Genomic DNA, 14,669 nt, shown 5'->3' with positions numbered 1-14,669 from the left:
TAATTTCAACGAGTTGCTGCCTCAAACCCGGCATAATCGTTGCTTAAAAGACATTTATACAGGCTGTGCGGTGGCAATCAGGCGTTCGGGCGCCAGGACGCCGTACTCATGCAATTGCGCGGTGCCCAGCAATTGCCTTGCGGACACTTGATCAGCCGGCTGCAGGTAAACCCTCACTCGCCCAGCCTGGGCCGGCAGGGCTACGCCTTCTTTCGTCAGCGTCAGACGCTGGCCTTGCAGGAAGCGCTTGGCCAGCGGTTCGGACAGCAACACTTCAGGAAACGTCAGCAGCAGGCTGTCGACCGGCGCCAGCAAAGCGCTGCGCTGGTCCGGCTCGGTAGCCGTCAATTGTTCCAACGTGATACAGCCGTCCAGGGTCAGGTGGCCGACCTGGACCCGGCGCAGCTCCTGCAGATGGGCGCCGCAACCCAGCGCATTGCCGATGTCTTCGCCCAGCACACGGATATAAGTGCCTTTGCTGCAGGCGACGCGCAGGCGCAGGAACGGCGCCTGGTAGTCCAGGAATTCCAGTGTGTGAATGCTCACCTCGCGCGCTTCGCGTTCCAGCGTGATGCCGGCGCGGGCGTATTCGTAGAGCGGCTTGCCGTCGCGCTTGAGCGCCGAATACATCGGCGGCACCTGCTTGATCGGACCGCGGAATTGCGCCAGCACGGCGTCGATCTGCGCGCGGCTGACATTGACGTCCTTGCGCTCCAGGATTTCGCCTTCGGTATCGCCGGTGGTAGTACTCACTCCCAGGTGTATCAAGGTTTCGTAAGTCTTGTCAGCGTCCAGCAAATCCTGGGCGAACTTGGTGGCCTCGCCAAAGCACAGCGGCAGCACGCCGGTGGCAAACGGATCGAGCGTGCCGGTGTGGCCGGCCTTCTGCGCATTGAGCAAGCCTTTGGCCTTGATCAATGCGTCATTGCTGGAAAAGCCGACCGGCTTGTCCAGCAACAGGACGCCATTCAGCGGGACGCGGATTCTTTTGGGTGGACGTGATGCCATGGTAGCAATGCAAAAAGGGGAAAACGGAAACGGCTTGCCGTGGCAAGCCGCATCAAATGACTGGCAAGAACTGCCGATCAGGATGGCCTAAGCCAATCCGGTCAGGCAATCGTTCACTCCTGGCCGTCGTCCTTGGAACGGGTTGCATTCGCCAGGTCGATCAGGCGCGACATCTCGACGCCGCGGGCGGTCGAATTGTCATGGATGAAATGCAAGGCAGGCAAGGTGTGGATAGACAGGCGGCGGCCCAGCTGGTTGCGCAGGAAACCGGCGGCCTGGGTCAGGCCCTTGACGGTATTCGCAATCGCTTCCTTGTCGTCGTTGAGCATCGTGAAAAACACCTTGGCATGGGCGTAATCCGGCGTCACCTGCACTTCGGTAATCGTGATCATGCCGACCCGCGGGTCCTTCAGCTCGAACACGATGATCTCGGACAAGTCCTTCTGGATCTGGTCTGCAACGCGCAGGCCGCGGCCGGGGATGGATTTACTATGTTTAGCCATACTTTTATTCGGCGCTGTTACGCGCTATATCTTTCACAAATGAACTACCAACAACTTTTCAGCTGACGCGCAGGCAGAATACCCACCTTGCAAACCATGCATCGAAACCGACGCGCCGTAGGGCGTGCACGAAGTGCCCACGCGGCAATTGCGCCATATGTATCCGCGTGGGCATTGCATGCCCACCCTACGAAACCACATGATATTACCAAACGAAAATCGGGCTGTTAGCCCGATTTTCCTGCCTTACGCACCGAGCTGCGTGCGTGTGCTTTGACTATTACAGGGTACGCGCGATTTCTTCGACTTCAAAGATTTCGAGGTGATCGCCTTCCTTGATGTCGTTGAAGTTCTTCAGGGTCAGACCGCATTCGAAGCCGGAACGGACTTCCTTGACGTCATCCTTGAAGCGTTTCAGCGAATCCAGCTCGCCTGTCCACAAGACCACATTGTCGCGCAGCAGACGGACCGAAGCGCCACGCTTGACCAGGCCTTCGAGCACATAGCAACCTGCAATCGCGCCGACTTTGCTGACCAGCAGCACCTGGCGGATTTCCACCAGGCCGAGGTTCTGTTCGCGCTTCTCCGGCGACAGCATGCCGGACATCGCAGCCTTGATCTCGTCCACGGCATCATAAATTATGTTGTAGTAACGGATGTCGACGCCGTTGGCTTCCGCCAGCTTGCGTGCCTGTGCATCGGCGCGGGCATTGAAGCCGATAATCACGGCCTTGGAAGCGACTGCCAGGTTGACGTCCGACTCGCTGATGCCGCCGACGCCGGCGTGCACCACTTGTACCCGGACTTCGCTGGTCGACAGCTTCTGCAGCGATTGCACCAACGCTTCTTGCGAACCTTGGACGTCGGTCTTGATGATCATCGGCAGGTTCTTGACTTCGCCTTCGGCCATCTGGTCGAACATGTTTTCCAGCTTCGCGGCTTGCTGCTTGGCCAGCTTGACGTCACGGTATTTACCTTGACGGAACTGACCGATTTCGCGCGCCTTGCGCTCGTCTGCCATGACCATGACTTCTTCGCCGGCAACCGGCACTTCTGTCAGACCCTGGATTTCGACCGGAATCGACGGACCGGCTTCGGAAATCGCCTTGCCGTTTTCGTCCAGCATCGCACGGACGCGGCCATAAGCCGAACCCGCCAGCACGACGTCGCCGCGCTTCAAGGTGCCTGACTGCACCAGGATGGTTGCTACCGGACCGCGGCCCTTGTCGAGACGCGCTTCCACCACCAGGCCGCGGGCAGGGGCAGCAACCGCTGCCTTCAGTTCCAGCACTTCAGCTTGCAGCAGGACTTGTTCCAGCAAGTTGTCGATGCCTTCGCCAGTCTTGGCCGATACCGGCACGAATGGCGATTCGCCACCGTATTCTTCCGGCACCACTTGTTCCGCGATCAGTTCCTGCTTGACGCGATCCAGGTTGCCGCCCGGTTTGTCGATCTTGTTGATCGCCACCACCAGCGGTACGCCGGCGGCTTTCGCGTGGGCGATCGCTTCCTTGGTTTGCGGCATCACGCCGTCGTCGGCTGCCACCACCAGAATCACGATATCGGTCGCCTTGGCGCCACGGGCACGCATCGCGGTAAACGCTTCGTGGCCCGGGGTGTCGAGGAAGGTGATCATGCCACGCGGTGTTTCCACGTGATACGCACCGATGTGCTGGGTAATGCCGCCGGCTTCGCCGGATGCAACCTTGGCGCGGCGGATGTAATCCAGCAGCGAGGTCTTGCCGTGGTCGACGTGACCCATGACGGTGACCACCGGCGCGCGCGGCAGCAGTTCGGCGTCGGCATGTTCTTCGCCGTCGATCAGCAATGCTTCCGGATCGTCCAGCTTGGCAGCGTGCGCGGTGTGGCCCATTTCTTCGACCAGAATCATCGAAGTTTCCTGGTCCAGCACCTGGTTGATGGTGACCATCTGGCCCAGTTTCATCAAATGCTTGATGACTTCCGAAGCCTTGACCGACATCTTGTGCGCCAGTTCGGCGACGGTAATGGTTTCAGGAATATAAATATCCTTGATGACCGCTTCTGTCGGCGCCTGGAAATTGCTTTCGTGATCGTCGCTATGCGAACCGCGGCGGCCCTTAGGACCACCACGCCAGCCATCGCGGCCGCCGCCGGTGTTGCCGCGGGTCTTGATGCCGAGGCCGCGCTTCTTGGCGGCGTCGTCCTGCCAGGTCGAAGAGACGTTAGCGGACTTGATCGATTTCTTGTCGACCACAACCTTCTTGTCGTCTTTCTTCTCGCCCGGCTTCTTGTCGGCTGGCTTGTGCAGCGTGCCTTCGGCAGTCTTGGCCGGGGCAGCGACTGGCGCTACCGGCTCAGGCGCCTTGATCACGCGGCGCGGTGCATTCATCATGGCCTTGATCTGCGCCACTTCATCCTGCACGGCCTTGCGGGCACGTTCGGTCGCAGCGGATTTCTCGGCGGCGTCCTTGGCGGCTTGCGCAATCTTTTGCTTGGCTTCTTCGCTAGCCAGGCGTTTCTTTTCTTCTGCCGCAGGATCTTCCTGCTTGGCAGGCGCGTCAGCGCTGGCTACCGCCGGAGCCGGTGCTTGCGCAGCGGCTTTCTTGGCTTCCAGCTCAGCTTTCTTGGCGTCGTTTTCCGCTTTTTGCGCAGCCTTGGCTTGCGCTTCCTTCTCAGCTTCCAGCTTGGCCAGGCGTTCCTGTTTTTCCAGCAATTCGGCTTCCTGGCGAGCGATCAATTCTGCCTGACGGCGAGCTTCTTCCACCCGACGTGCCTGTTCCGCTTCGTCGACGACGGGCGCAGCAGGCGCGACCGGAGCTGCCGCTACTTCGGCAACCGGCTCGTCACGCTTGACGAAAGTACGCTTCTTGCGTACTTCAACCTGGATCGTGCGCGACTTGCCGGTGGCGTCAGCCTGCTTGATCTCGGTGGTTTCCTTGCGGGTCAGCGTGATTTTCTTCTTTTCGCTATCTGGCACCGCACCGTGCGAACGGCGCAGGTGTTCCAGCAGGCGATCCTTGTCTTCTTTCGACAAGGCGTCGTCAGTCGAATTTTTCTGGACGCCAGCCGACTGTAATTGTGTCAGCAGCAGATCCGCTGGCATTTTCAGTTCGGTAGCAAATTGGGCTACATTGTTACTCGCCATTCAGTCCTCTTTTTCTATGTGGCGCGGCAGACGATACGGAACCTCTCGGATCACTTGATCACTTGGCTTCCGCTGTATTCCATGCCTTGGCCTGCAGGGCCTTGGCATGATCATCGTACTTGGCATCGATGAGTTTCATCTCATCGTCGGTCACATCTTTAAACTCTTCTTCAATCAAATGACGCGCACGGTCGGCTGATAAAGCCAGGATCGCGCCAAATTCGTCATACGCCAGGGCGGCGAAGGCAGCCAATGTCTTGACTCCCGCCAGGCCCAGCTTGCCGGCGGTAACCCGGTCCATGCCTTCGAAGTTGACCAGGGCATCTTCCATGCCTTCCAGTCCTTCTTCCGAAGCAATCGCTTCCGTCACCAGCGCATCGCGGGCACGGTTACGCAGTTCGTTGACGGTGTCTTCGTCAAACGAATCGATTTCCAGCATTTCGGTAATCGGCACGTAGGCGATTTCTTCCAGGCTGGCGAAGCCTTCTTCCACCAGGATGTCAGCGACTTCCTGGTCGACGTCCAGCTTTTCCATGAACAGGGTACGGATCGCAGCAGTTTCCACCGCCGATTTATCCGCCGATTCTTCCGCCGTCATGATGTTGATCTGCCAGCCGGTCAGTTCTGCCGCCAGGCGCACGTTCTGGCCGCCGCGGCCGATAGCGATGGCCAGGTTTTCTTCATCGACGACGACGTCCATGGCATGCTTCTCTTCATCCACCATGATGGAAGAAACATTGGCCGGAGCCAAAGCGCCGATGACGAACTGCGCCGGATCTTCCGACCACAGCACGATATCGACCCGTTCGCCGCCCAGTTCGCCAGTCACGGCCTGCACGCGCGAACCGCGCATGCCGACGCAAGTGCCGATAGGATCGATGCGCTTGTCCGCAGTGAACACGGCAATCTTGGCGCGCACGCCAGGGTCACGCGCCGCCGACTTGATTTCCAGCGAGCCTTGTTCGATTTCCGGCACTTCCAGCTCGAACAGCTTCATGATGAATTCCGGCGCGGTGCGCGACAGGATCACTTGCGGGCCGCGGGCATTGCGGTCGATACGCAGGATGAAGGCGCGGACGCGGTCGCCGATACGCAGGTTTTCCTTAGGAATCGTCTGGTCGCGCGGCAAGCGTGCTTCGATCTTGCCCGATTCGACAATCGCGTCGCCGCGTTCCATGCGCTTGATGGTGCCGGTGACCAGCGAATCGCCGCGTTCCAGGAAGTCGGCCAGGATCTGTTCCCGTTCAGCGTCACGGATCCGTTGCAGCACGACCTGCTTGGTGTCTTGCGCAAAGCGACGGCCGAATTCCACCGATTCGATCGGCTCTTCGATGTGGTCGTCGACTTCAACGTCGTCAATCTGTTCCTTGGCTTCGAACAGCAGGATTTCCTGGTCCGGCAATTGCAGACCCGCTTCATCCGGCACAACGTGCCAGCGGCGGAAGGATTCGAACTCTCCGGTTTCACGATCGATCGTGACGCGGATATCGACGTCGCCCTCGTAGCGTTTTTTGGTTGCCTGTCCAAGCGCGTGTTCGAGCGCACCGAACACAACATCCCGATCGACGTTTTTTTCATGCGCGAGCGCATCGACCAACAATAAAATTTCGCGACTCATGCTTTGCGACTCCTAAAATCCACTTGCGGCACCAGGTGTGCCTTATCTACGTCAGCGAGCGTGAAATCCAACACCGCCGACCCATCTTTTGTTTCAAATTCGATTTTCAAGTTCTCGCCGTCGGGTTCGCCGAGGACGCCTTGAAACGACTTGCGATGCGCTGCGCCCGGCATCGCCACGCGCAATTTCACGATGGCTTCCTTGCCGGCGAAACGCACATAGTCAGCCAGTTTCTTCAACGGCCGGTCGAGGCCTGGCGACGATACTTCCAGCCGCTCGTACACGACATTTTCCACCGTCAGCACGTGCAGCAGTTGATGCGTCACTTTTTCGCAATCTTCTACCGTGATCTGGCCCTGCTCGGCATTTTCCGGCGTGAAGTCGATGTATACGCGCAACAAGCCACGCGCGGCCTTTTCGAATTCGACCAGCTCGTAGCCCATGCCAACCACGGTTGTTTCAATCAGCTCCAGCAACTGCAAGGCAACTCCCTATAAATAGCTACCGGTTCGACGATTGCAGACCCGATATATATACGCACAAGCGGCAAGCACAACTTAAAAACCGCTAAAAACGAAAAGCAAAAAAAAAATGGGCATCTGCCCATCTTCTTATCGTTTGTCATTTCAAGCAGTTTCGCGAGACCGGCTGCGCATCAAATTGAAATTTCGATTCATTTCCAATTTAATTTCGCATTAAATCTCGTTAATGACTTCTGTTAACTTGTAAATTATAAACGATTGGGCTATGTACCGCAATGCAGGAAATTTGCATTTATTGACAATCCCCCGTTCACAGACGGTAAATTGAACATTATTGCAACACTTCCCGCCACATCTTTTCATCCTGTCCACAGCGGCAAAATGCCGCCATGGCAAGAAACTGCCGATTAGCCGCGTGGACGGCGGCGCGGCACGCCTTGCGCGCCAAAATGTCCGCCGCCTGTCGGTCCGCCGGCCGTCTTGTTGGGACGCGCCGGACGGGCAAAACCGCTGCCGCCGCCATTACGCCGATGCTGCCCGGCATCCGGGAAGCCCAGCGCAGTCTGCAAAGGATCAGGCTGACGGCTGCGCGGCTGACCGCCGCCACCGCCGCCTTGCGGGCGACCTTGGCCGCCACCCTGTGGCCGGCCTTGACCACCGCCTTGCGGACGGCCTTGGCCGCCGCCCGGGCCACGCCCCTGATTGCCACGCTGACCGCCAAAGCCGCCTTGGTCACCACGGTAAACCCCCACACCCGGGCCCTGCGGCGCACTGTCGGCGCGATTGCCGTTAGGCTCGCCGCGATCCTTGTTGAAATCGGGACGGCCCTTGCCGCCGCCGGCATTCTGGCCGGCTGCCGGTTTGTCCAGGCCGTACGCTGCCATCATGTCGCGCACTGCATTCTCTTCCAGCTCTTCCCAGCGGCCGCGCTTGAGGCCGCGCGGCAGCGTCATGGCGCCGTAACGGGTACGGATCAGGCGCGACACCGTCAGGCCGATCGCCTCGAACATGCGGCGCACTTCACGGTTACGGCCTTCGCCGATCACCACGCGATACCATTTGTTGATGCCTTCGCCGCCGCCGTCTGCAATCTTGGTGAATTGCGCCAGGCCGTCTTCCAGCTCGACGCCGGCCAGCAGCTTCTGGCGCATGCCCTGCTCCAGTTCGCCCAGGGTACGCACCGCGTATTCGCGGTCGATGCCGTAACGCGGATGCATCAGACGGTTGCACAGGTCGCCGGAGGTTGTAAACAGCAGCAAGCCTTCGGTATTGAAGTCCAGGCGTCCGACGGCCAGCCATTTGGCTGCCTTCATGTTAGGCAAACGATCGAATACCGATGGACGGCCATCCGGGTCGTTGTGGCTGACAATTTCGCCAGCCGGCTTGTGGTATACCAGCACCCGCGGCGGGCGCTTGCTGACTTTACGCTGCAGCAACTTGCCGTTGATGCGGATCTGGTCGGTCGGCAGGATGCGCTGGCCGATATGGGCCGGCTCGCTGTTGACCGATACCCGGCCGGCGATAATCAATTCTTCCATGTCGCGCCGCGAACCCAGGCCGACTTCCGCCAATACCTTGTGCAGCTTAGGCGCATCGTCTTCCGCCGTGAGGTCGCGGCGGACGGCCTTTTGCGCCGCCTGGCGACGGTCATTCGCATCTTCTGTCGTCACCAGCGTATCGAACGATTCGGAAGTAACAAAGGAAAAGACCTCGTCGGCGTCGGCGCCACGGCCACCCGCCGGCTTGCCGCCGCGCTGACCCTGCTTGCCGCTCTGGGCTTGCGGCTTCTTGCCTTTTTGCGGGCGTTCGCGCGAGTTGCGATCGGCGCCGCGGCCATTGTTGCGCTCGCCACGCGGCTGACGCTGTTCGCCTGCTTCGCCATTCTGGACTACTGCCGGCTGGCCGTCAGCGGCAGCCAGGTTGCCGCCCTCGGCCGCGGCTTCAGCAGCAGCTGAAGATTCCTGTGCGCGCTGGGCGGCACGGTTGCTGCGCAAGGCACGCGGACCGCGCACGCCACGCTTGACCGGCCGCTCACGCGGCGCGCTGTCCTGATCCGCCGTACTGACGAAGGGCGCGGCTTCCACCACCACCGGCGCCGCCTGGACAACCGCCGGCGCCACCACCTCTACGCTGGCAACCGGTTCGGCAGGCGCTGCCGCTTTCTTGCGCGGCGCCGCCTTCGGCTTGGCCGGAGCCGCTGCCGGGGTCATTGCTTCAGTTGCATTTGCGGCCACAGGAGCAACTTCCGATGCTGCACTGTTTTCATCGACGGCCGCGGCGACTTTCTTGCGCGGCGCACGCGGTGCACGCTTGACCGGTTCGGCCGCAACGGGCGCCTCTGCAACGGCCGCAGCGTCAACCGCGACTTTGCGCGCTCTCGGCTTTTTAGCTGGCTTCGGTTCAGTGGCGGCTGTCACGTCGACGACCGGTGCATCATTGGAACTAGGTGGGTTCATTATTCAGGTGTTGGTTATGCCGACCTGGCGTGGCTTCATCATCCGATGCGGGCGCTTGGTCGTTGGTGTGGGTTTCATTCGATGCAGCGGTTGTTTCCTGTGGCTGAGCAGTCATCTCCTCAGCCGTTTCCGCTGCATTTTCCGTCATGGCTTCCGATTTGCCGATGCTGCCATCGACAACATCTTCCGCCACTGGTTCTGCAATATGTTCTGCGTCGGCAGGGACCTCGGCGGCAATCTCTGCTGCCGGCTCCAGATCCAGCTCTGCCAGTTCGGCCTCTAGCTGTATTTCATTTGCTTCCTTGGCCGCGGCGGCATCCAATACCGCCCTGGCCTCCATGCTCGCTTCCAGATCCGCTTCCAGCGCCTGTAATTCGAGCAGATTGCCTTCCTGCATGTCATTCCGGGCAACCTGCTGCAGCGGCGGCAGCTGATCCAGCGAGGTCAGGCCGAGATCGTCAAGAAAATGCTTGGTGGTGGCAAACAGGGCCGGCCGTCCCGGCACGTCACGATGGCCGATGGCCTCGATCCAGCCACGCTCTTCCAGCATCTTCACAGTCTGCGAATTGACTGTGACGCCACGGATTTCCTCGATATCGCCGCGGGTTACCGGTTGACGATAGGCAATAATTGCCAAGGTTTCAAGGGTGGCGCGCGAGTATTTCGGCGGTTTTTCCGGGTTCAGGCGCTCCAGGTAGATTTTCATCTCCGGGCGGCTCTGAAAACGCCAGCCGGTGGACAGGGCGACTACCTCGATGCCCTTGTCCGACCAGTCCGAACGCAGCTCCTCCAGCATAGACCTGATCGTATCTGCATTGATTTCGCCGTCATCCTCACCGCTATCCTCGCCATTTCGCGCATACAGCTTTTTCAAGTCGTTAAGCGACAGCGGCTCGTGAGCACAGAGCAATGCAGTTTCGAGGACTTTCTTGGCCTCAATAGTATTCATGTACGACGTAGTTTATTTAAATTTTATTAAAAAATTCGCAGAGCTTATGTTCAACGGCAGGCGTCGTAAATCTGCCTGATGCCCGGTCAAAGAGAAAGCTGTTGATACTGCTGTCCAGCGCCCGTTAGAGGAGGATTAATGAGGGCGGGGACAATAAGACTTGAACAAGACGGCCGCACCACGGGTGCACCGCTCATTCCTTAGATTTCAATCCGGCCGGCCGGGCTAAAGCTGCAACCGGTCCGCCATTTATCGAAAAATGTTGAGACACAGTTTAGCACAAAGCTTATAGGGAGGGCGGATTGATCTTGCGGATGTGGTTATTTGACGATAGACCCGGGGTCTGTCGTCATGCGGGGCATGCCTGGCCGGCGCACCCCGTTTGCTAGTGTCGTGCCCTGCCTCATCTGTCGGTATATCGCGCCGGCCTTGGCCGGTAGCGCTAGGCGTGCCGAGGAGACATAGCGGGGCTATGGCGACGAGGCGCAACGACGCGATACGGGTCAAGGACCAGCGAGATGCCGACAGATGAGGCAGGACACGACACTAGAGCGGCGGGAGTATTCAGCTGCCGCGATAGGTGGAATACGACCATGGCGATACCACCAGCGGCACGTGGTAGTTCTGATCGGCATGGGCAATGCCAAAAGCCAGCGTGACGCGATCAACAAAACGCGGGGCCGGCAGCTCAATTCCTTGCGCAGCGAAATAGTCCCCGGCCGAAAACACCAGCTCGTATTGTCCGGCCTGCATCTCTTCACCCTGCAGCAAAGGCGTATCCACCCGGCCGTCCTGATTGGTCTCGGCGTTCTTCAACAGGCTGCGGCCGGCCGCTGTGACCGAATACAGCGCGATTTTGACGCCTACGCCCGGCTTGCCCTGGGTAATATCCAGAACATGCGTGCTTAACTTCCCCATGATAAATCCCTATATCGATTAGTTGAAAACGAGTATCGAGCAAATGATATACCGCAGGGTCTAGGTCAATATACTATCCGGCATATATTAATCATGGCTGCTGCCCACATAATCCAGAACACCAGATCAATACTCCAGGCCAAGCAATGACTATCCACACCGACCCCAATTATCCGCGCGACATGACCGGCTACGGCCGCACGCCGCCCCATCCGCAATGGCCGCACAAGGCCCGGATCGCCCTGCAGTTCGTGCTGAACTATGAAGAAGGCAGCGAAAACTGCGTGCTGGACGGCGACGCCGGCTCGGAAACCTTCCTCTCTGAAATCGTCGGCGCCCAGAGTTTCCCGGCGCGCCACATGAGCATGGAATCGCTGTACGAATACGGTTCGCGCGCCGGCGTCTGGCGTTTATTGCGCATGTTTGAAGAGCGCCGCCTGCCGCTGACCGTGTTCGGTGTTGCGCGCGCGCTACAGCGCAACCCGGAAGCGACCGCCGCTTTTCAAGAACTTGGGCACGAAATCGCCTGCCACGGCCTGCGCTGGATCAGCTACCAGAATATCGATGAAGCCACCGAACGCGCGCATATCGCCGAAGCAGTCAGCGTCATCCGGCAACTGACCGGCAGCGCCCCGCTCGGCTGGTATACCGGGCGCGACTCGCCGAATACCCGCCGCCTCGTCATGGAACACGGCGGCTTCAGCTATGACGCCGACCACTACGGCGACGACCTGCCGTTCTGGGAACAGGTCAGTTTCAAGGATGGCAACGGTGCGGCGCAAAGCAAGCCGCAGCTGATCGTACCTTACACCCTGGACACCAACGACATGCGCTTCGCCGCCATGCAAGGCTTCAATTCCGGCACCCAGTTCTTCGATTACCTGAAAGACGCTTTCGACGTGCTCTACCGCGAAGGCGATCCGCACGGCCTGAACCAGCCGAAAATGCTGTCGATCGGCCTGCACTGCCGCCTGGTCGGCCGTCCCGGAAGGGCCGCGGCGCTGGCGCGCTTCCTCGATTACGTACAGAGCCACGGCCAGGTCTGGATCACCCGCCGCATCGATATCGCCGACCACTGGCGCAGCACGCACCCGTTTTCGGCCTGACAACGGTTTTATCACCCGCCGTGGCGGTACCACGGAACGTAACTAAAACACAGACGTGTGTTGTTTCAACAATGAATAGATTCAAAACTTTCTTTCCCACATATAAAAATCAGGAGACAGGGATGTACCCAGTTAAAAACAAATTGAAAAAGCTGCATCTGGCTGCCGCTCTCGGCGCTACGGTCGCGCTGCCGGCGATGGCGCAGACCACGGTCCAGGTGACCGGCCTGGTCGACAACTACATCGGTTCGATGAAGTACAGCGGCGATTCCGGCCGCACCAGCGTCGTCAACAGCGGCGGCATGACCACTTCGTGGTTCGGCTTCAAGGGCACCGAGGACCTTGGCGGCGGACTGTCCGCCAAATTCAACCTGACCTCGTTCTTCCGCGCCGACACCGGCCAGGCCGGCCGCTTCGACGGCAATGAAACCTTGTTCTCGCGCGACGCCAACGTCGGCCTGGTCGGCGGCTTCGGTGCGGTATCCCTGGGGCGCGACCTGGCGCCGAACTTCCTGCCGTCGATCCTGTTCAATCCGTTCGGCGATTCGTTCCAGCTGTCGCCGCTGATCCTGCACATGGATGTGCCATGGTTCAATGCTTCCGGCTGGACCAATTCGGTCGCGGGCGATACCGGCTGGAGCAATGAAGTCATCTACACGACACCGGATTTCGCCGGCCTGAAAGCCAATTTCCATTACCAGTTCGGTGAACAGGCAGGCAACACCGGCAAGAACAATATCGGCGCCAACGTGCTGTATTTCCACGGCCCGCTGGCATTGACCGCCTACTATCAACGGGTCAAGGTCAACAACCCGCTGGAACTGTCGCCGGGCAACGTGCAGCCAGCCACCAACATCCCGCTGCCAAGCGGCCTGGTGGCGGCGCGCCAGTCGGCATGGTTCCTGGGCGCCACCTACGACTTCACCGTCGCCAAGCTGTTTGCCACTTACGACCAGACCTCGCATGACATCGACCTGAAAGACAAGACCTTCCAGCTCGGCACCAGCATCCCGCTCGGCAACGGCGCGGTCCTGGCTTCCTGGGCGGACACCAAGCGTGACGGCGCGGCTGTCGGCGGCTCGCTGAAGCGCGATACGGCATCCCTGGGCTACGACTACAACCTGTCGAAGCGCACCGATCTGTACACGGTCTACATGTATGACAAGATCACCGACCAAAGCAGCGGCAACAGTATTGCCTTCGGTATCCGTCATCGTTTCTAAGTTTCAGTTAAGCTGATACTGCATCACTGCAATGCGCGCCGATCGTGGCATCGATCGGCGCGCGTTTTACCGTCTGGAATACCATGAACGCGAATCTTTCCACCATCAGCAGCGCCGAATGGCAGGTGCGCAAGGACCTGGCAGCCTGCTACCGCCTGTGCGCATTGAAGCAGTGGGATGACCTGATCTATACCCACATCTCGGCCACCGTCCCTGGCGAACCGGGACATTTCCTGCTCAATCCCTTCGGCTACCGTTTCGATGAAGTCTGCGCCTCCAACCTGGTCAAGATCGACGCCCAGGGACGCGTCGTCGGCGCTTCGCCCTACCAGGTCAATGTCAGCGGCTTCGCCATCCACGGCGCAGTCCACGCGGCACGCCCGGACGCCATGTGCGTGATGCATCTGCACAACACCAATGCGGTAGCTATCGGCATCCAGGCCGGCGGTTTGCTGCCGCTATCCCAGCACGCACTACGCTTCTATGAGCAGATTGCCTATCATGACTATGAGGGCCTGGCGCTGACGCCGACCGAGCAAAGCCGCCTGATCGCCAAGCTGGGGCAGTTGCCTGCCATGCTGCTGCGCAACCACGGCAGCCTGGTCTGCGGCCACAGCATCGCCGAGGCCTATGTACTGATGGACACGCTGGACAAGGCTTGCGCAATACAACTCAAGGCCCATGCCGGCAGCGGCCGGCTCAACATGCCTTCGCACGACATCTGCCGCAAGACGCGCGACCAGCTGCTGGGCGACGGCAGCCCGGAAGGCCTGCTGGAATGGCCGGCGCTGCTGCGCCAGCTCGACGCCGTCGATTCCGGCTACCAGCACTGATCAACTCTCACACCAAGGACAAGCATGCCGACATTCAATGTACAACTCTTCGAAGGCCGCAGCCCGGAACAAAAACGCGCCTTCGTCCAGGCCATCACCGAAGCCACCTGCAAGACGCTGGATTGCGGACCGGAATCGGTGGACATCATCATTCAGGAAGTCAAGCGCGAGAACTGGGCTACCGCTGGCAAGCTGTGGTCGGAATGAGCCTGCCGCAAATCTCGCAGGCGTGAAAAAAGGAGCCGCGTGATTGCGGCTCCTTTTTTATTTACATCTGACAAAAGGCGATTCCCTGAACCGCCCTCCTTCTCCTTAATCCGCTCAGGCGAACTCGCCGATCTTCTTGACCACCGCATTACGCACCGAACCGCTCACCACGAACGACTGCGCCACCACGATATCGTTGTGGAACCAGCGGTCGCCTTCCAGGCAGGCCGGGATCTGGC

Annotated in this window: 12 protein-coding genes; 4 read left to right on the top strand and 8 right to left on the bottom strand. The window is 59.6% G+C overall.

Annotated elements, in window-relative coordinates; translation table 11 throughout:
* Positions 1-54: 54 nt before the first annotated feature.
* From truB to uraH, 8 genes are all read right to left on the bottom strand, one after another.
* Positions 55-1,008 carry a tRNA pseudouridine(55) synthase TruB gene (truB, locus tag VNZ65_RS04225; RefSeq protein ID WP_325666396.1) on the bottom strand — a complete coding sequence of 318 codons (954 nt, stop codon included), beginning with the start codon at positions 1,006-1,008 and terminating at the stop codon, positions 55-57.
* A 113-nt stretch (positions 1,009-1,121) separates the two neighbouring features.
* Positions 1,122-1,511: a 30S ribosome-binding factor RbfA gene (rbfA, locus tag VNZ65_RS04220; protein WP_211443316.1), complete on the bottom strand. Its 390-nt coding sequence runs from the start codon at positions 1,509-1,511 to the stop codon at positions 1,122-1,124.
* A 280-nt stretch (positions 1,512-1,791) separates the two neighbouring features.
* Positions 1,792-4,638 carry a translation initiation factor IF-2 gene (gene infB / locus VNZ65_RS04215; RefSeq protein WP_325666391.1) on the bottom strand — a complete coding sequence of 949 codons (2,847 nt, stop codon included), beginning with the start codon at positions 4,636-4,638 and terminating at the stop codon, positions 1,792-1,794.
* A 58-nt stretch (positions 4,639-4,696) separates the two neighbouring features.
* Complete coding sequence (nusA, locus tag VNZ65_RS04210; RefSeq protein WP_061943117.1) at positions 4,697-6,256, bottom strand: transcription termination factor NusA; 1,560 nt, start codon at positions 6,254-6,256, stop codon at positions 4,697-4,699.
* The gene (gene rimP, locus VNZ65_RS04205; RefSeq protein WP_325666388.1) at positions 6,253-6,738 is read right to left on the bottom strand and encodes a ribosome maturation factor RimP; all 486 of its coding nucleotides are present in this window, start codon (positions 6,736-6,738) and stop codon (positions 6,253-6,255) included. The genes nusA and rimP overlap by 4 nt, the downstream gene beginning before the upstream one ends.
* Positions 6,739-7,145: 407 nt before the next feature.
* Positions 7,146-9,194, bottom strand: a complete 2,049-nt coding sequence (locus VNZ65_RS04200; protein WP_325666386.1) for a pseudouridine synthase — start codon at positions 9,192-9,194, stop codon at positions 7,146-7,148.
* Positions 9,181-10,143: an SMC-Scp complex subunit ScpB gene (scpB, locus tag VNZ65_RS04195; protein WP_325666384.1), complete on the bottom strand. Its 963-nt coding sequence runs from the start codon at positions 10,141-10,143 to the stop codon at positions 9,181-9,183. The genes VNZ65_RS04200 and scpB overlap by 14 nt, the downstream gene beginning before the upstream one ends.
* A 564-nt stretch (positions 10,144-10,707) precedes the next feature.
* Positions 10,708-11,061, bottom strand: coding sequence for a hydroxyisourate hydrolase (gene uraH / locus VNZ65_RS04190; protein WP_325666382.1), 354 nt, complete (start codon positions 11,059-11,061; stop codon positions 10,708-10,710).
* A gap of 146 nt (positions 11,062-11,207) precedes the next feature.
* Between uraH and puuE the strand changes: the two genes are divergently transcribed.
* The 4 genes from puuE (at position 11,208) to VNZ65_RS04170 (ending at position 14,430) form a co-directional block, all read left to right on the top strand.
* Positions 11,208-12,167 (top strand): allantoinase PuuE, encoded by a 960-nt coding sequence (puuE, locus tag VNZ65_RS04185; protein WP_325666380.1) that lies wholly within the window; start codon positions 11,208-11,210, stop codon positions 12,165-12,167.
* 122 nt (positions 12,168-12,289) lie between these two features.
* Positions 12,290-13,390 carry a porin gene (locus tag VNZ65_RS04180; protein ID WP_325666378.1) on the top strand — a complete coding sequence of 367 codons (1,101 nt, stop codon included), beginning with the start codon at positions 12,290-12,292 and terminating at the stop codon, positions 13,388-13,390.
* An 83-nt stretch (positions 13,391-13,473) separates the two neighbouring features.
* Positions 13,474-14,223, top strand: a complete 750-nt coding sequence (locus VNZ65_RS04175) for a class II aldolase/adducin family protein (protein ID WP_325666376.1) — start codon at positions 13,474-13,476, stop codon at positions 14,221-14,223.
* Between the two features lie 24 nt (positions 14,224-14,247).
* Positions 14,248-14,430: a 4-oxalocrotonate tautomerase gene (locus VNZ65_RS04170; RefSeq protein WP_325666374.1), complete on the top strand. Its 183-nt coding sequence runs from the start codon at positions 14,248-14,250 to the stop codon at positions 14,428-14,430.
* Positions 14,431-14,669 lie beyond the last annotated feature (239 nt).

It is taken from the genome of Collimonas sp., from assembly GCF_035566555.1.
Taxonomy (GTDB): Bacteria; Pseudomonadota; Gammaproteobacteria; order Burkholderiales; family Burkholderiaceae_D; genus Collimonas.
Note: the sequence above shows the minus strand (reverse complement) of the source record. Positions and strands in the feature narration are given on the sequence as shown.